Origin of the sequence: Neisseria subflava (assembly GCF_003044645.1) — a bacterium.
In the GTDB taxonomy this organism is placed as follows: domain Bacteria; phylum Pseudomonadota; class Gammaproteobacteria; order Burkholderiales; family Neisseriaceae; genus Neisseria; species Neisseria subflava_B.
In genome coordinates this window covers 131720-148904 of sequence record NZ_POXL01000002.1, presented here as the reverse complement: position 1 = coordinate 148904, position 17185 = coordinate 131720, and the positions used below count along the sequence as shown (strand labels likewise).

The following is a 17185-nucleotide window of genomic DNA, read 5'->3' as shown; positions in this document are numbered from 1 at the left end:
AGATTTGCTGCCTGAATAGGGAGGCCGTCTGAAATTTTAGGTTTCAGACGGCTTTTTTTCTGAAAACACTTGAATTTAGGCTAGATGAAACGATATGCTTCATCTATTTACCGCATGACTCTGAAAGAGAACAAATGAGCAAAACCATCCATTATTTGAAAGACTACGCCGCGCCAGCGTACCGTATTCTGAAAACCGACCTGCATTTCGATATTTTAGAACCGCAAACTATCGTCAAATCCAGTCTGACCGTTCAACCTGAAAGAGCAGGGGAGCCGTTGGTATTGGATGGTTCGGCAAAACTGCTGTCTGTGAAAGTAAACGGCCAGGCCGTAGATTATGTGTTGGAAGACGAAAAACTGACGATTGCAGGCGTGCCGTCTGAAAACTTCACGCTGGAAGTAGAAACCGAAATTTTGCCGGCTGAGAACAAATCTCTGATGGGTCTGTATGCTTCCGGCGGCAACCTGTTTACCCAATGCGAACCGGAAGGTTTCCGCAAAATTACGTTCTATATTGACCGTCCGGATGTCATGTCTAAATTTACCACCACCATCGTTGCAGACAAAAAACGCTATCCGGTGTTGTTGTCTAACGGCAATAAAATCGATGGCGGCGAGTTTTCAGACGGCCGTCATTGGGTGAAATGGGAAGATCCGTTTGCCAAACCGAGCTATCTCTTTGCTTTGGTAGCAGGCGATTTGGCGGTAACGGAAGATTATTTTACGACCATGAGCGGCCGTAAGGTCAAAATCGAGTTCTACACCACTGAGACAGACAAACCTAAAGTCGGTTTTGCCGTGGAATCGTTGAAAAATGCGATGAAATGGGACGAAACACGTTTCGGTTTGGAATACGACTTGGATATTTTCATGGTCGTTGCCGTGGGCGATTTCAATATGGGCGCGATGGAAAACAAAGGTTTGAATATTTTCAACACCAAGTTTGTGCTGGCCAACAGCCGTACCGCGACCGATACCGACTTTGAAGGCATTGAATCTGTTGTCGGACACGAATATTTCCACAACTGGACGGGCAACCGCGTGACCTGCCGCGATTGGTTCCAATTGTCGCTGAAAGAAGGTTTGACTGTATTCCGCGATCAAGAGTTTTCCGGCGACCGGGCCAGCCGCGTGGTACGCCGTATCGACAATGTCCGTATGCTACGCTTGTTCCAATTCCCTGAAGATGCAGGCCCGACTGCGCATCCTGTTCGCCCGGCCAGCTATGAGGAGATGAACAACTTCTACACCATGACCGTCTATGAAAAAGGTGCGGAAGTAGTGCGCATGTATCACACCTTGCTCGGGGAAGAGGGCTTCCAAAAAGGCATGAAGCTGTATTTCCAACGCCATGACGGTCAGGCTGTGACTTGTGATGATTTCCGTGCAGCAATGGCAGACGCAAACGGTATCAATCTTGATCAGTTCGCCTTGTGGTACAGCCAAGCCGGTACACCGGTTTTAGATGCCCAAGGCCGTCTGAAAGATGGTGCATTTGAATTGACCATCAAACAAACTATTCCGGCCACGCCCGATATGACGGACAAGCAGCCGATGATGATTCCGGTCAAAACCGGTTTGCTGAACGAAAAAGGCGAAGCGGTTGAGTTTGAATATCAAGGCAAACGGGTGAAAGAGGCGGTTTTGGTATTGACTGAAGCCGAGCAGACTTTTGTATTGGGTGGCGTCAATGAGCCGGTTATCCCGTCTCTGCTGCGTGATTTCTCTGCACCGGTTACCTTGAACTATCCGTACAGCGAGCAAGAATTGGCCACTTTGCTGGCAGCAGATGAAAATGAGTTTGCCCGTTGGGAGGCCGCTCAAACCCTGTATCATCGCGCCATTAACGCCAACCGTCAGGCATTGGCGGAAGGTCGTCCTTTGCCGGAACATAAAGCATTGATGGATGCTTTGGCTTTGGTGGTTTCCGGTGACTTTGATCCGGCATTCCGTGCCATTTTGCTGCAAATGCCGTCTGAAACCGATGTATGGGCGGAAGAAGAAAATATTGACCCGATTCAGGTTCATCAAGCGCGTGAAGCCTTGCTCAATTCCGTTGCCGTCAAGTTCCTGCCTCAATGGCGCGAGTTGAACCGTCAGGCTGCCGAGCAAGAAAACCAAGCCGATGCCGCTGTTCGTTATGAATACAGCCCGGAATTGGCCGGCTGGCGCACTTTGCGTAATGCTTGCAGGGCATTTATCCTTCGTGCTGACGCTGCGCATATCGAGCACGTTGCGGAGAATTACGAAGCAATGGCGCAAAACATGACCCACGAATGGGGTATCTTATCTGCAATCAACAGCAATGAAAGTGAAATCCGCGATCGTTTGTTGACACAATTTGCCGATAAATTCGCCGATGATGCTTTGGTAATGGACAAATACTTTGCCCTGATTGCCTCAAGTCGCCGTAAAGATACTTTACAGCAAGTTCAGACGGCCTTGAATCATCCTAAGTTCAGTATTGAAAACCCAAATAAAGCCCGTTCTTTATTGATGAGCTTCAGTCGTAATATTCCGCACTTCCATGCAGAAGACGGCAGCGGCTACCGCTTTGTAGCAGATAAAGTGATGGAAATTGACCGCTTTAATCCGCAAGTTGCCGCTCGACTGGTGCAGGCTTTCAACATCTGCAACAAATTGGAAGCCAACCGCAAAGCCGTTATGACTAAAGAGTTGCAACGCATCCATGCACAAGAAGGTTTGTCCAAAGATGTGGGCGAGATTGTCGGTAAGATTTTAAATGAAAAATAAAGCTTGTCTGTTGACCTTATTGTCATTTGGCAATAGGGGTAGATAGACTAAAGGCCGTCTGAAACCGATTGGTTTCAGACGGCCTTTTTATATATCAACACTTAAATTAATTTTCGTTGAGGGTAGGGAATATGAATAAAAAAAGAGCCTGCATAAAACAGGCTCTTTTTCATACTAATCCGAAGATTAGAATTTGTGACGCAGGCCAACCAAACCAGAAATAGTTTCAACTTTGTGAGGGCCAGACTCAGCACCACGCAACCAGCCGGCAGAAACCAGAGCAGTAGTGCGTTTAGAGAAGTCGTAGTCAGCACCAACGATAACTTGGTCGTATTGAGTGCCTTTCAGTTTTTTACCGTCAACTTTAGCTTTGAAGCCATGAGCGTAAGAAACGCGAGGAGTTACGTTACCAGCGCGGTAAGCGGCAGTAGCAGCAACTTCAACAGTTTCAACACCTTTGTCATTTAAAGCAGCATCAGTACCAAATACGGTATTCAGTTGTTTTGTTTTACCTGAAGGAGTTACAGAAGTATATGCCATATGAGCAGCATCTACTACGCCGTTAGATTGGGCTTTGGCGTAGTCACCCAAAGTTTCCCAGTTTTTAGCGTATTGACCGGCTACAGACACGAACAGGTTGTTGGCATCGTAACCAGCTACCAAACGTTGTACGTTACCATCTTTAGTGTCTACAGAATTTTTACGGAAACCACCAGCGTATTGACCAAAGAAACCAGAATTTTCGTAGTTCAAACCAGCGTAGTAAGTGTCACGAGAAGGTTTGTTGTGGTCATATTTGTCAGCAGGGTTGGCGTTGTCGCGTGGAGTATATTGTACGCTTGCGCTGAAGCCTGCAAATACAGGGCTGTCGTAGCGTACAGACACTGCACGTTTACTGTCGTCAACACGAGTGAATACAGACAGGTTCAAAGCACCGTTGCTGCTTTCCCATTGGTCAACATTGTCGCTGGTATTTTTAACAGTAGAGTCCAAGTTACCGGCACGTACTTTACCGAAGCCGCCTTCCAAACCGATGAAAGATTCGCGATTAGCAAAACCAGAGTCACTACCAGCGATAGAGGTTTTTTGTTCAACTTGCCAGATAGCATTCAGATTGTTACCCAAATGTTCATGGCCTTTGAAACCGATGCGTGAACCGAAGTCAGCGATTTCAGTAGCAGTTTTAGAGCTGCGTGTTGCCTTTACTCCTTGGGCAACTAATCCTTCGGTAGTTTTTTCACCCAATTTTACTTTGGATACTTCAACGCCAGCTTTAATTTGACCGTACAGAGTTACGTCAGCCATAGCTGCAACAGGCAGAGCCGCCAGAGTCAGGGCAATCAGGGATTTTTTCATTGCTGTTTTCCTTTTTTAAGTGTGAAGAAGCGAGCATTCGTTCTTCTTATTACGATATCGTTCTGTTTCAACGATTCCATGACCATAATATAAAGGTTATGGCTTAAGAAAACAAATTTTCCTCTTGTTTTAGGCGTATTTTGTTGGGAAACGTTGTTTTTTGCAGACAGAGTTGGTATGGGAAATGGTTGTTTGTTTCGTAATATGTTTTTCTAAAAGGAAATTTTAGGCGAACCATAAAAGACGGCTTATTGAGGGTGGGGAGTAAATGTCGTTTATATTGTTTTCAGACGGCCTTGTTGAGTGAGATTTATAGTGTATTGGGTTTTCAAATTATAAAAAAACCTGCCTGAGTGATCAGGCAGGTTTCATTTGTTTGACAGGCAGATTAGTTTTTGTCTTGGTCAACCAGTTTGTTTTTAGCGATCCAAGGCATCATAGAACGCAGTTGAGCGCCGACTTTTTCAATTTGGTGGTCGGCGGTCAGACGGCGACGGGCTGTCATGCTGGCATAGTTGACGGCACCTTCTTGGATGAACATTTTAGCGTATTCGCCGGTTTGGATGCGTTTGAGGGCATTGCGCATGGCTTCGCGGGATTTGTCGTTGATGACTTCGACGCCGGTTACGTATTCGCCGTACTCTGCATTGTTGGAAATGGAGTAGTTCATGTTGGCGATGCCGCCTTCGTAAATCAGGTCAACAATGAGCTTCATTTCGTGCAGGCATTCGAAGTAGGCCATTTCTGGGGCGTAGCCTGCTTCGGTTAGGGTTTCGAAGCCGGTTTTGATCAATTCGACCACGCCACCGCACAATACAGCTTGTTCGCCGAAGAGGTCGGTTTCGGTTTCTTCGCGGAAGTTGGTTTCAATCACGCCGCCTTTGGTACCGCCGTTGGCTGCGGCGTAAGATAGGGCGATGTCGCGTGCTTTGCCGCTTTTATCTTGGTAAACGGCGATCAGGGAAGGTACGCCGCCGCCTTTCAGGAATTCGCTGCGTACAGTGTGACCTGGGCCTTTAGGGGCGATCATGATAACGTCGAGGTCGGCACGAGGTACGATTTGGTTGTAGTGAACGTTGAAGCCGTGAGCAAACGCCAATACTGCGCCTTCTTTCAAGTTAGGCTCAATTTCGTTTTTGTATACGATAGGTTGGTTTTCGTCAGGCAACAGAATCATTACAACGTCGGCTGCTTTGGTTGCTTCAGCAACGGTGCGCACGTCGTGGCCAGCTGCTTCGGCTTTTTTCCAAGAGCCGCCTTGGCGCAGACCGATTACGACATTTACGCCGGAATCTTTCAGGTTTGCTGCGTGTGCGTGACCTTGTGAACCGTAACCGATGATGGCAACGGTTTTGCCTTTGATCAGAGAAAGGTCAGCGTCTTTATCGTAATAAACTTGCATTTTATTTCCTTAGTGTAAGAGGGTTCCGGATAATCCGGGTTGAGTTAAAAGTAATAGAGGTTAAGCGGGGACTTGGTTCATCAAGACGATTTCCAATGCTTCGGTTTTTCCTTCGATGGATTTGACGAAGTTTTGGAAATGTTCGCTGGCATTGTGTTCGTCAATAGCTGCTTGGGATTTCCAATTTTCTACGAATACGAAACGGTTGGGTTTTCCGATTTCTTGGTGCAGGTCGTAGCTGATGTTGCCTTCTTCTGCACGGCTGGCTTTGACCAATTCTTTAAACTGGGCAGCCAGAGCCTCGGTGTATTCGGGTTTGACGGTAACTAATGCAACGATTTGGATGCTTGACATGTTTGTCTCCTGCTGTTTTTCAGACGGCCTTGGTTGAAAGTAACAAGCCGTCTGAACGATACAGCGTTAAATTTTCAAAATACGCTCGCCACGACCGATACCGGCTGCGCCTGTGCGTACGGTTTCCAAAATTTGAGCGCGACCGACTGTTTCGAGGAAAGAGTCGAGTTTTTCGGTAGAACCTGTGATTTCGATGGTGTAGCTGCGGTCTGTTACATCAATGACGCTGCCGCGGTAGATTTCGGTCAATCGCAGGAATTCGTCGCGGTCTTTGCCGACGGCGCGGACTTTTACCAACATCAGCTCGCGTTCGACAAAACGGCTTTCGTTCAAGTCAACCACTTTGACAACTTCAATCAGTTTGTTGAGTTGTTTGGTGATTTGCTCGATGACGTGCTCATCGCCGTGGGTAACAATGGTCATACGGGACAAGGTTTTGTCTTCGGTTGGGGCTACGGCCAGGGAGTCGATGTTGTAATCGCGTGCGGAGAACAAACCTACCACACGGCTCATCGCACCTGATTCGTTTTCCATCAGAATAGATAAGATATGTCGCATTTCTTTCTCCTTACGCTTTTGCAATATCGCGCATATGCGGCGGCAGAACCATTTCATCCAAACCTTTGCCGTTGCCGACCATAGGCAGTACGTTTTGTTTCTTGTCTGTCAAAAAGTCGAGGAATACCAAACGGTCTTTTTGGTTTAATGCTTCCAACAAGGCGCCTTCGACGTCGGATTTTTTGTCCACACGGATGCCGATATGGCCGTAGGATTCGGCCAGTTTGACAAAGTCGGGCAATGAATCGAAATAGGTTTCCGATTCGCGGTTGCCATAATACAGCTCCTGCCATTGGCGAACCATACCCAAATAGCCATTGTTTAATGTAACGACATTGATGGGGACATTATATTGGAAGCAGGTGGACAGCTCTTGGATATTCATTTGAATAGAGCCCTCGCCTGTGATACAGAAGACGTCTTGTTCCGGAGCCGCCAGTTTGGCACCGAGGGCGTAAGGCAGGCCTACACCCATCGTACCCAGACCGCCGGAATTGAGCCATTGGCGAGGACGCTCGAATGGATAATATTGAGCGGCAAACATTTGGTGTTGGCCAACGTCGGAAGTAATAATGGCTGAGTTTTTGGTAATTTCTGCCAGTTTTTGAACAACGTATTGCGGTTTGATGATTTCGCTGTCATTTTCAAACCACAGGCAGTTGTGCGAACGCCATTCTTCGATGTTTTTCCACCATTTGTCCAATGAGTCGGCTGAAGGCGAAGTTTCTTGTTTGCCCCACAGATGAATTATTTCGGTCAATACGTTTTTGACATCGCCGACAATCGGAATGTCCACTTTAACGCGTTTGGCAATGCTGGACGGGTCGATGTCGATATGGATGATTTTTTTTGGTTTGTCCAAGAATTTTGACGGTACAGAAACAACGCGGTCGTCAAAGCGCGCACCGATTGCCAAAACGACGTCTGCATTTTGCATCGCCAAATTGGCCTCGTAAGTGCCATGCATGCCCAACATGCCCAAGAATTGGCGGTCGCTGGAAGGATAGGCACCCAAACCCATTAATGTGCCGGTACAGGGTACGCCGGTCATGCGGATAAATTGGGTCATTTCCTCGGAGGCATTGCCCAATACCACGCCGCCGCCGAAGTAAACGATGGGGCGTTTGGCAGAAGCCAGCATTTGTACGGCTTTTTTGATTTGGCCGATGTGACCTTGTACAACCGGTTGGTAAGAGCGGATGAAGATGTCTTCTTGCGGATAGCTGAATTTGGCCATCGCTTGAGTAACATCTTTAGGAATATCGACAACAACGGGGCCCGGACGGCCGCTGGCGGCAATTTGGAAGGCTTTTTTAATCGTATCAGCCAGCTCGCCAATATTGGTAACCAGGAAGTTGTGTTTGACACAAGGGCGGGTAATGCCGACCGTATCCACTTCTTGGAACGCATCTGTACCGATGAGGGAATTGCCCACTTGGCCGCTGATGATGACCAGGGGGATGGAATCACTGTACGCGGTAGCAATGCCGGTCAATGCGTTGGTTACGCCCGGGCCGGAAGTTACCAAGGCCACGCCGACTTTGCCGCTGACGCGGGCATAGGCATCTGCCGCATGTACGGCTGCCTGCTCATGGCGGGTCAGAATGTGCTTGAATTTGTTGAGTTGGAAAATGGCATCGTAGATTTCGATAACCGCACCACCGGGATAGCCGAATACGTATTCAACACCTTCGGCTTTGAGACTTTGCACAACGATTTGTGCGCCTGATAATTGCATATTGACCTCTTTTATGCGGTTTCTAACCAATAGGAACAATCCGCCTCACCACAGCACCTGTAATGCAATTCCGCCAAGCAGCGATTTAGGGTACGCGCATTGAGGGAATACGGCGACAGTCAGACTGTCCAAACAATTGGAAAGGAACACAGAGTTTGTGAAAAAGAGTAGAAAAGATAACGCAAACCGACTGTTCAATCAAGATAAAATCTTTCATCTTTTAACATTTGAAACGGTAAAATAGATTGAAGGTTGATTTTAAAGAAATAAAAAAGCAGTTTTATTGATCTTGGTGTGGATGGATTGTTGACAGTTTGAGTAAGGAGAAGGTTTTTGCAAATGAAGAATAGCAAAAAACCTCTTGACTAAATCAAGAGGTTTTTTAAATTTGGTGCCCAGGGTCGGACTCGAACCGACACACCTTGCGGCGGGGGATTTTGAGTCCCCTGCGTCTACCAATTTCGCCACCTGGGCTAGCGAAGAAGTCGTCATTATAGCGAGTTCTCGAATCTTGTAAAGCAGTAATTGAAAAAAAATCGGATTATTTTTATATTTGTTTGATTTTTAATGAATTAAACTTTTTACGTTTGATGGTTATCTAAATGGAAGGCAGATTTTTAAAACAAAAAAAGCGGGATTTATCTTCAAAAAGGGCTACTTTTAATGTGTCAAACGCGTTAATATGAAGATGTTTTGTTTTTATACTGGCCGGGTGGTTGTTTGGCCTTATTTATTTGAAACGGTTTTGGAGAAAATTTATGCTTTCCGTTACACGAACTTTCTTACTCAGTGCTTTTGCGTTGGCTGCTCTGGCTGCTTGTCAGCCTAAAGAGGAGGCCAAGGAGGCTTCTTCGACACCTGCCGCTTCTGCCGCACCGGCTGCTTCCGGTGAGTCTGCACCCAAAGTGCAAGCGCGTGGTACTGATATGCGCAAAGAAGATATTGGCGGCGATTTCACATTGACCGATGGCGACGGCAAACCTTTCAGCCTGAGTGATTTGAAAGGCAAAGTGGTTATCCTGTCTTTCGGTTATACCCACTGTCCTGACGTATGCCCAACCGAGTTGCTGACTTACAGCGACACTTTAAAACAATTGGGCGATCAGGCTAAAGACGTGAAAGTAGTATTTGTCAGCATCGACCCTGAGCGCGACACGCCTGAAGTAATCGGCAAATACGCCAAACAGTTCAACCCTGATTTTATCGGCCTGACGGCTACCGGCGATCAAAGCCTGCCTGTCATCAAACAGCAATACCGTGTGGTATCGGCTAAAGTCAACCAAAAAGAAGACAGCGAAAACTATTTGGTCGACCACTCTTCAGGTGCATATTTGATTGATAAAAACGGCGAAGTGGCGATTTTCTCGCCTTATGGCAGCGAGCCGGAAACGATTGCGGCTGATGTGAAAACTTTATTGTAAAACCGTAGTTAAGGCCGTCTGAAATGGGTTGTGGATTTCAGACGGCCTTTTTGCTTTTGATACGGCAAAGGAAAAGAAAAAATGACCGACACACTTTTAACGATTGCTTTATCCAAAGGACGGATTTTTGAGGAAACCCTGCCGCTGTTGGCTGCTGCAGGTATTGTGCCTGCGGAAGAGCCAGAAAAATCGCGCAAGCTGATTATTGGTACCAATCATGACAATATCCGTTTGGTAATTGTACGCGCAACCGATGTGCCGACTTATGTGCAATATGGTGCGGCGGATTTTGGTATTGCCGGTAAGGATGTGCTGATCGAGCATGGCGGAGATGGCCTATATCAACCTTTGGATTTGCACATCGCCTCATGCCGCATGATGGTTGCGGTTAAAAAAGGTTTTGATTACGCCGCTGCGTCCAAACCCGGCAGCCGCTTGCGGATTGCCACCAAATATCCCGACATCGCCGCCGAACATTTTGCCGGCAAGGGTGTGCATGTGGACATCATCAAACTGTACGGATCGATGGAGCTTGCGCCTTTGGTCGGTTTGAGCGACGCGATTGTCGATTTGGTTTCCAGCGGCAATACATTGAAGGCCAATGGTTTGGAAGCTGTGGAACATGTGGCTGATATTTCCAGCCGCTTGGTGGTCAACAAAGCTGCCTTGAAAACCAAATATGCGTTGTTGAATCCGATTATTCAGGCATTTGAAAATGCCGCTAAGGCCGTCTGAAAAGTTTTTGGTAAAACCTGTTTGCCAACCCAGTTTGAAAGCCCCGTTATGATGCAAAGCAAACCGACACTCGATCCGATTCTTTCCCATCGTTCCATCCGCAGGTTTACTTCCGAACCGATTGCCGATGAAATCCTCGATACGCTGGTTCGCGCCGGACAGCAGGCTTCGACTTCCAACAACCTGCAATGCGTTTCCATTATTCGCGTATCGGATCTTGCGCTGAGGCAAGGGATACATGAAGCGGCTGGAAGCGCACCTTATATTGTCCATTGTGCGGAATTTTTATTGTTTTGCATCGATTTCTCCAAACACAAGGCAATGTTTCCCGATGCACAAATTGATTGGGCGGAAGTTACCCTGATTGGTGCGGTCGATGCAGGCATTATGGCGCAAAACGTATTGCTTGCCGCCGAATCGCTTGGGCTGGGCGGGGTGTATATCGGTGCGTTGCGAAATGATGCACAAAAAGTGTCGGACGTATTGAGCCTACCGGATTATTGCGTGCCTTTGGTGGGGCTGTGTCTCGGTTATCCTGATCAAGATCCGCCGCTCAAGCCGCGCTTACCTAAGGAAATGGTCTATGCCGAAAACGCTTGTCCGAGCCTGAATGCCGAGGCGGTTGAAGCCTATAATCAGGCAGTAGCGGATTATTATGAGTTACGCAAGGGTAGCCCGATACCTTGGAAAGAATCGCTGGCCAAAACCTTGGGCAATCCTGTGCGGCCGCATATGTTGGCGTTTTTGCAGAAAAAAGGTTTTTTGAAAAGATAATGCTCAGACGGCCTATGTGTGGCTGAGGCCGTCTGAAAACAATAGGAACGAAACAAGGAAGAGAGCAAACCATGAAGAAACTCGACACCCAATCCCCTGATTTTCAAGCCGAACTCAAAGCGTTACTCGCTTTTGAAACCGCACAAAACCCTGAAATCGACCGTATTGTTGCCGACATCTGCGCCGATGTTCAAAAACGCGGCGATGCGGCGCTGATTGAATACACCAACCGCTTTGACGGCACATCCGCTCAAACCATCGACGATTTAATTCTGACGCAAGACGATTTGCAGTCTGCCTTTGAGCGTTTGCCTGAAAACATTCAGACGGCCTTGAAAACGGCCGCGAGACGGGTGGAAAGCTACCATAAACACCAAAAAATGGAGTCGTGGACTTACGAAGACGAAGATGGCACGCTTTTGGGTCAACAAATTACGCCGCTTGACCGTGTCGGTATTTATGTTCCGGGCGGTAAAGCCGCTTATCCAAGTTCCGTCATCATGAACGCCATGCCTGCCCACGTTGCCGGCGTGAAAGAAATCATCATGGTCGTTCCCACTCCGAAAGGCGAGCGCAACGATATTGTGTTGGCGGCTGCTTTTGTGGCCGGTGTGACTAAAGTGTTTACGGTCGGAGGCGCGCAGGCGGTTGCGGCTTTGGCCTATGGTACGGAATCTGTGCCTCAAGTCGATAAGATTACCGGCCCGGGCAATGCCTTTGTCGCTGCGGCCAAACGCCGCGTGTTCGGCGTGGTCGGTATCGATATGGTGGCAGGGCCGTCTGAAATTTTGGTGATTGCCGATGGTACGACGCCTGCTGATTGGGTGGCGATGGATTTGTTCAGTCAGGCGGAACACGATGAAATTGCACAAGCGATTTTGATCGGTACTTCTCAAGCGTATTTGGACGAAGTTCAGACGGCCATGAACCGCTTGATCGAAACCATGCCGCGCCGTGCGATTATTGAAGCTTCATTGGGCAACCGCGGTGCAATGATTTTGGCCAAAGATTTGGACGAAGCCTGTGAAATCGCCAACTATATTTCTCCCGAACACTTGGAACTGTCGGTCGAAAATCCGCAAGAGTGGGCGAAAAAAATCCGCCACGCCGGCGCTATTTTCATGGGACGCTATACCAGTGAAAGTCTTGGCGACTATTGCGCAGGCCCCAACCACGTTTTGCCGACCAGCCGCACGGCGCGTTTCTCTTCTCCTTTGGGAACATATGATTTCCAAAAACGCTCCAGTCTGATTCAGGTTTCAGAACAAGGCGCGCAGAAGTTGGGTAAAACCGCCAGCGTGTTGGCGCATGGCGAAAGCTTGACCGCGCACGCCAGAGCGGCTGAGTTCCGTTTGAAAGACTGAGTGAAACGTTGAAGTCGTAAGAAATCTAAAAGGGCATCTAAACAGATGCCCTTTTTATTGTGATGAAGATTTTAGCTGAGAAGGTATTAGGCCGTCTGAAAACAGGTTTAACGGTTTTTCAGCCAGTCATTACGCATTTGTGCGGCTTCTTCAAAATAGCGGTAAAGCTCGGTTTTGTTGCCGTCTGAAAGGAGATGTTCCAATTTGGATAATTGTTCTTTCAAGTCGCTGGTCAGCTTGAGCAGGGCGGGGCGGTTGGCCAGGCAGATGTCTGTCCAGACGGCAGGATGGCTGGAGGCAATGCGGGTAAAGTCGCGAAAGCCTGTGGCGGCATAGGGGAGGTAGTTTTTGCCGTGCGGATGGTCAACCAAAGCGTGGACATAGGCAAAGGCGGTCAAGTGCGGCAAGTGTGAAACGGCGGCAAAAATATTGTCGTGTTCTTCGGCACTCATGGTCGAAATTTGCGAACCAACCGCCTGCCACAGGCTTTTCAGCCGTCTCAGGCCATCTGAAGCCTCTTGGCCATGTAGCGTAATAATCAGGCGGCTGTTTTGAAACAAACCGCAACGCGCGGATTTTGCCCCGCTTTGATCGGAGCCGGCAATCGGGTGGGCGGCAAAACATTGCGGCAGGCGGTCGGATAAGTGGGTGCGGAAGGCATTGAGTGCCGATTGTTTGGTGCTGCCGACATCGGAAACGCAGGCGGTGTCTTTTAAGAAGGGCTTGATGTCGCGGCATACGTCAGGTAGGACGGAGACAGGCGTGGCAATCAAAACCAAATCGGCATTGCTAATGCTTTCGGCGCAAATATTCGGATAGGCATGATCGATGATGCCGCATTCGAGTGCGTAATTGAGGTTGTCGGCATTGGTGTCGATACCGGTAACGGTTTGCACCAGTCCCAAGCGTTTAAGGTCGAGCATGAACGAGCCGCCGATTAAACCGACACCGATAAGGGTAATGTGGGGGAAAAAGGCGGAAGTGTTCATGGTTTGGATCCGGTACAAGTGGAAAAGCTTATTTTAATCTGTCATCGAGGCCGTCTGAAAGATGGAATCAAGGTTTCAGACGGCCTTTTTTATGGTCGAATTTTCATGATTTAGGCATAGAAAACTCCGTTTAGTAGGAGCATGTAACCGATTATCAGATTTTCATACACTAAAATAATCATCTGAATTAGTATAACGTCTTAAAGTAAGTAATTGGTATCTTAAAGTAAATTATTACATCATATTTTATTTTGATTGATATCGAATAAAATAACTCACTCAGAAAGAAGGAATTTATGAGTTTTTCACAAACCGAATTAGTCAACGCAATGCGTTTGCTTTCTACCCGTCTGCCGCAGTTTCCGGAGCAGCAAAACCAAGTATCCCGCATGTTGCGCATCGTAACCGAACGTTTGAGCAGCCATTTGAACGAAAACCTGAAAGCGTTCGGCATTAATGAAAACCTGTGGTTTTCCCTGATGGCGGTTTACGTCAGCCCAAACAGCGAAATCCTGCCTTCACGCTTGAGCGACCTGATGGACTTGACGCGCACCAGTGCAACACGCCTGTCGGACGACATGGTTGAGCGCGGCTGGGTAGAGCGTTATATCAATCAGAAAGACCGTCGTCAGATTGTGCTAAAATTGACCCCTTCGGGTGAGACCTTCATCCACGAAGTATGGCCGCAAATTGCCCGTCAGAGCGGTCAGGCGTGGGAAGATTTCACGAAAGAGGATTATGATACGCTGCAACACCTGTTGGGTAAACTGTTGAACCGTTTGGGCAATTGACAACAGACGGCCTGATGGTCTGCGGTAGGCACACATAAACGGAGTCTGTATGAAATTAGGTTTGGTCAAATCAAGCGTATGCGTTGCCGCTGTTTCGCTGTTGGCGGCATGTGCGCCGTTCGGCAAACAGTCGCCTTTGGATGAGACAACAGCCTATCCGCTGCCGCAAGGCCAATCTGCCGCTACTGCCCAAGACGGCTGGTGGATGAAGCTGAAAGATAAAAAATTAAACAATTTGATTGCTTCCGCCATTCAGACGTCTACCAATCTGCGTGTCGTCAAGGCAAGGTTTGAGCAGGCTCAGGCGCAGCTGGGCGTTGTGGGAGCCGCAAACAAACCGCAAGTCGGCTTGGGCGTTACAGGTCTGGGTGCTTATGTTTCACCCAAACCTCAAGCAGGTATGGTTGATACCGACCATACATTGGTTTTGGCGAACGCAGCCTTGCAAGGCAGCTTGGTTTTCGACTTTTGGGGTAAAAACCGAGAGCAGATTCAAGCTGTTTTAGGAAAAAGCAGGGCTGCGGTGTATGAAGCGCAGCACATCCGCACCGAGTTGGCTCATGCCGTTGCCGCCCAATATTTTGCGTGGCAGATGGCGACAGAACAACTGGCTTTGTTGGATACGCGCATAGAGCTGGCGGATAAAGCATTGAAACTGATGCAACAACGCGTTAAAGCGCAGCTGGCTCCTGCCGATGCCTTGCACGCTCTGGAAATGGCGCAACAGCAATTACAGCTTGAAAAATCGGCATGGACTCAGAAAAATGAGAAAATCCGCAACAGCCTGGCTGTATTGACCGGCCGAGTGCCGGGTGCATTAAATGGACAGGTTCCGGAAAAAATGGTGGCTGTGCCGTCATTGCCGGTTAGCCGTATTGAAGCGGACTTGTTGGCGGCCCGCCCCGATATCGCGGCACAAAAAGCCTTGCTTGAAGAGAAATGGCATATCGTCAAATCGACCGAGGCAGAGTTTTACCCAAATATCGAGTTGAAAGTTTTGGCAGGTATGACGCACATTGATGCGTTCAATCTGATTCGCGGACGGACTTCCGGTATGTTGGGCATCGTTCCGGCTTTGAATCTGCCATTGTTTACTTCCGGTGCGCTACAGTCTAAATTGGCGGGCAAACGTGCCCAGTATAATGAGCAGGTTGCCGTGTATGACCAAACTGTTTTGAATGCCATGCGTTCGGCAGCAGATGCTGTAGTCGACTATCAAAGCCTGAAAAGTCGACAAGATACTTGGAATAAGATGGTCAATATTGCCGATAAATCTGTGCAAAATGCGAAAGGACGTGTTCGTGCAGGTTTGGATAACGGCTTGACCGCCTTGCAAAAACAAGACGAGGCTGCGCGTACAAAAATGTCGGCGGTTCAATACCATGCAGAATATCTGACAGCTTGGAGTAACCTCAATGCCCAGTTGGGCGGAGGCTTTAAATTAAATAAGAAATAAACGTTTTATTAAAACGTAGGCCGTCTGAAAGTGATTTCAGACGGCCTTTTGCTTACCTTATTTACATTTGCTACCGGAAGAAATTATTGTAATGAATAGAGTGTAACTATAGAATATGAACCTTTAGCGCGTTAAACGCGCGTATTGGGGACTGATGGTATAAGTCAGCGCCCAGCAAGACAATAGTATTGTCATCACATGTGCAAAATTAAAGTTAGGACTTATGGATACTCAATCAGAAAAAAATAATGTCCAAAAAGCACCGGAAGTGGCCACTTCCGGCGCTAAAACGCATCGCAAACGCAATTTGGTTATCGTTACGCTTCTATTCCTTATTGCGGCAGCAGGAGTCGCTTTGGCGTATTTCCTGTTTTGGCAGCATGAAGAAGAAACAGAAGATGCTTATGTGGCCGGTCATTTGGTGATGATCACGCCGCAGGTAAACGGCACGGTGCGCAAAGTCATGTATGACGATACGGATGTCGTGAAAAAAGGCGATGTGTTGGTGGCTTTGGACGACAGCGATTTTCAGCTGGCATACGATCGCGCGCAAAATGAATTGATTCAGGCCATCCGTCAAAACAAACAGCAAACTGCGGTCAATTCAAAAGCTAAAGCGCAAGTGTTGTTGCGCAAAGCCGATTTGGCCCGTGCGCAAGCCGATTTGCGCCGCCGTGAATCCTTGGCGGGTACGGAAGCGGTTTCCGGTGAAGAACTCAGCCATGCCCGCGCCGCTGTGGTTCAGGCTCAGGCTGCATTGAAAGCGGTTGAGGCGGAAGAAGTTTCTGCTCAGGCAGCATTGGGCAGCAATATTCCTCTGCGCCAACAACCGGCAGTTCAGACGGCCATCAGCCACATCAAAGACGCTTGGTTGAATTTACAACGTACGCAAATCCGTTCGCCGATCGGCGGCCAAATTGCCAAACGCAATGTCCAAGTCGGCCAACGTATCGTGCAAGGTACGCCGATGATGGCCGTTGTGCCTCTGTCTGAATTGTGGGTGGATGCCAACTTTAAAGAGTCGCAACTGCGCAAAATGAAAATCGGCCAGCCTGTTGAAATGACAGCCGATTTGTACGGCAGCAAAGTGGTTTACCATGGTAAGGTAATGGGCTTGTCGGCCGGTACGGGCAGCGCGTTCTCATTACTGCCGGCACAAAACGCAACAGGCAACTGGATTAAAGTTGTGCAACGTGTGCCGGTGCGTATCAGTTTGGATGCTAAAGAATTGCAACAAAATCCGCTCCGTGTCGGTTTGTCGATGACTGTTAAAGTCGATATTGCCGAGAAGGGCAGCGGTAAAGCCATGACTGCCGAAGCAGAACGAAACACTGCATTGCCGGAAACGGAAAGTGTGGATTGGAAAGCCGCCGATGCTTTAGTCGATAAAATCTTCGAGCAATACGCAAAATAATCTTTTCAGACGGCCTGAGTCTTTTATTGAAGGCTCAGGCCGTCTGAAATATTGATTCTCTTCAATCGACCGCTTTG

Annotated in this window: 14 protein-coding genes and 1 tRNA gene; 8 read left to right on the top strand and 7 right to left on the bottom strand. The window is 48.2% G+C overall.

The genetic code is table 11. The annotated features are described in order from the left end of the window. The first annotated feature begins 134 nt into the window (after positions 1 to 134). On the top strand, positions 135 to 2756 hold the full coding sequence (gene pepN / locus DBY97_RS02570) for an aminopeptidase N (RefSeq protein WP_107857325.1): 2622 nt from the start codon (positions 135 to 137) through the stop codon (positions 2754 to 2756). Positions 2757 to 2942: 186 nt separating this feature from the next. Here pepN and porB read toward each other — a convergent pair whose 3' ends face one another. The 6 genes from porB to DBY97_RS02540 form a co-directional block, all read right to left on the bottom strand. Then, positions 2943 to 4112, bottom strand: coding sequence for a trimeric porin PorB (porB, locus tag DBY97_RS02565; RefSeq protein WP_107857324.1), 1170 nt, complete (start codon positions 4110 to 4112; stop codon positions 2943 to 2945). Positions 4113 to 4500: 388 nt separating this feature from the next. Then, a complete protein-coding gene (gene ilvC, locus DBY97_RS02560) occupies positions 4501 to 5514 on the bottom strand; it encodes a ketol-acid reductoisomerase (protein WP_049330739.1) in 1014 nt (337 codons plus the stop codon). Positions 5515 to 5574: 60 nt separating this feature from the next. Then, the gene (locus tag DBY97_RS02555; protein WP_107857323.1) at positions 5575 to 5868 is read right to left on the bottom strand and encodes a putative quinol monooxygenase; all 294 of its coding nucleotides are present in this window, start codon (positions 5866 to 5868) and stop codon (positions 5575 to 5577) included. A gap of 66 nt (positions 5869 to 5934) precedes the next feature. After that, positions 5935 to 6426 (bottom strand): acetolactate synthase small subunit, encoded by a 492-nt coding sequence (ilvN, locus tag DBY97_RS02550; protein WP_003748480.1) that lies wholly within the window; start codon positions 6424 to 6426, stop codon positions 5935 to 5937. A gap of 10 nt (positions 6427 to 6436) precedes the next feature. Then, positions 6437 to 8164 (bottom strand): biosynthetic-type acetolactate synthase large subunit, encoded by a 1728-nt coding sequence (ilvB, locus tag DBY97_RS02545; RefSeq protein WP_107857322.1) that lies wholly within the window; start codon positions 8162 to 8164, stop codon positions 6437 to 6439. Between the two features lie 389 nt (positions 8165 to 8553). Next, positions 8554 to 8638, bottom strand: a tRNA-Leu gene (locus tag DBY97_RS02540). A 284-nt stretch (positions 8639 to 8922) separates the two neighbouring features. Here DBY97_RS02540 and DBY97_RS02535 point away from each other — a divergent pair. The 4 genes from DBY97_RS02535 (at position 8923) to hisD (ending at position 12458) form a co-directional block, all read left to right on the top strand. Continuing rightward, positions 8923 to 9585, top strand: coding sequence for an SCO family protein (locus DBY97_RS02535; protein WP_003680035.1), 663 nt, complete (start codon positions 8923 to 8925; stop codon positions 9583 to 9585). 81 nt (positions 9586 to 9666) lie between these two features. Then, positions 9667 to 10320 carry an ATP phosphoribosyltransferase gene (gene hisG / locus DBY97_RS02530; RefSeq protein ID WP_101755857.1) on the top strand — a complete coding sequence of 218 codons (654 nt, stop codon included), beginning with the start codon at positions 9667 to 9669 and terminating at the stop codon, positions 10318 to 10320. A 48-nt stretch (positions 10321 to 10368) separates the two neighbouring features. Beyond that, a complete protein-coding gene (gene nfsA, locus DBY97_RS02525; protein ID WP_107857321.1) occupies positions 10369 to 11094 on the top strand; it encodes an oxygen-insensitive NADPH nitroreductase in 726 nt (241 codons plus the stop codon). 71 nt (positions 11095 to 11165) lie between these two features. Next, positions 11166 to 12458 (top strand): histidinol dehydrogenase, encoded by a 1293-nt coding sequence (gene hisD / locus DBY97_RS02520; RefSeq protein ID WP_070825920.1) that lies wholly within the window; start codon positions 11166 to 11168, stop codon positions 12456 to 12458. Between the two features lie 107 nt (positions 12459 to 12565). Here hisD and DBY97_RS02515 read toward each other — a convergent pair whose 3' ends face one another. Next, the gene (locus DBY97_RS02515; protein WP_070825921.1) at positions 12566 to 13447 is read right to left on the bottom strand and encodes a prephenate dehydrogenase; all 882 of its coding nucleotides are present in this window, start codon (positions 13445 to 13447) and stop codon (positions 12566 to 12568) included. Between the two features lie 296 nt (positions 13448 to 13743). Here DBY97_RS02515 and DBY97_RS02510 point away from each other — a divergent pair, with 296 nt between their 5' ends. The 3 genes from DBY97_RS02510 to DBY97_RS02500 all read left to right on the top strand — a co-directional run bounded on the left by DBY97_RS02510 (position 13744) and on the right by DBY97_RS02500 (position 17108). Further along, positions 13744 to 14238, top strand: a complete 495-nt coding sequence (locus DBY97_RS02510; protein WP_004521040.1) for a MarR family transcriptional regulator — start codon at positions 13744 to 13746, stop codon at positions 14236 to 14238. 49 nt (positions 14239 to 14287) lie between these two features. Then, positions 14288 to 15694 carry an efflux transporter outer membrane subunit gene (locus DBY97_RS02505; protein ID WP_107857320.1) on the top strand — a complete coding sequence of 469 codons (1407 nt, stop codon included), beginning with the start codon at positions 14288 to 14290 and terminating at the stop codon, positions 15692 to 15694. A gap of 223 nt (positions 15695 to 15917) precedes the next feature. After that, positions 15918 to 17108 carry an efflux RND transporter periplasmic adaptor subunit gene (locus tag DBY97_RS02500; RefSeq protein ID WP_107857319.1) on the top strand — a complete coding sequence of 397 codons (1191 nt, stop codon included), beginning with the start codon at positions 15918 to 15920 and terminating at the stop codon, positions 17106 to 17108. Positions 17109 to 17185: the final 77 nt, after the last annotated feature.

Coding starts and splice junctions, on each gene's coding strand:
- pepN (WP_107857325.1), top strand. CDS start 135: ATGAGCAAAACCATCCATTATTTGAAAGACTACGCCGCGCCAGCGTAC.
- porB (WP_107857324.1), bottom strand. CDS start 4,112: ATGAAAAAATCCCTGATTGCCCTGACTCTGGCGGCTCTGCCTGTTGCA.
- ilvC (WP_049330739.1), bottom strand. CDS start 5,514: ATGCAAGTTTATTACGATAAAGACGCTGACCTTTCTCTGATCAAAGGC.
- DBY97_RS02555 (WP_107857323.1), bottom strand. CDS start 5,868: ATGTCAAGCATCCAAATCGTTGCATTAGTTACCGTCAAACCCGAATAC.
- ilvN (WP_003748480.1), bottom strand. CDS start 6,426: ATGCGACATATCTTATCTATTCTGATGGAAAACGAATCAGGTGCGATG.
- ilvB (WP_107857322.1), bottom strand. CDS start 8,164: ATGCAATTATCAGGCGCACAAATCGTTGTGCAAAGTCTCAAAGCCGAA.
- DBY97_RS02535 (WP_003680035.1), top strand. CDS start 8,923: ATGCTTTCCGTTACACGAACTTTCTTACTCAGTGCTTTTGCGTTGGCT.
- hisG (WP_101755857.1), top strand. CDS start 9,667: ATGACCGACACACTTTTAACGATTGCTTTATCCAAAGGACGGATTTTT.
- nfsA (WP_107857321.1), top strand. CDS start 10,369: ATGATGCAAAGCAAACCGACACTCGATCCGATTCTTTCCCATCGTTCC.
- hisD (WP_070825920.1), top strand. CDS start 11,166: ATGAAGAAACTCGACACCCAATCCCCTGATTTTCAAGCCGAACTCAAA.
- DBY97_RS02515 (WP_070825921.1), bottom strand. CDS start 13,447: ATGAACACTTCCGCCTTTTTCCCCCACATTACCCTTATCGGTGTCGGT.
- DBY97_RS02510 (WP_004521040.1), top strand. CDS start 13,744: ATGAGTTTTTCACAAACCGAATTAGTCAACGCAATGCGTTTGCTTTCT.
- DBY97_RS02505 (WP_107857320.1), top strand. CDS start 14,288: ATGAAATTAGGTTTGGTCAAATCAAGCGTATGCGTTGCCGCTGTTTCG.
- DBY97_RS02500 (WP_107857319.1), top strand. CDS start 15,918: ATGGATACTCAATCAGAAAAAAATAATGTCCAAAAAGCACCGGAAGTG.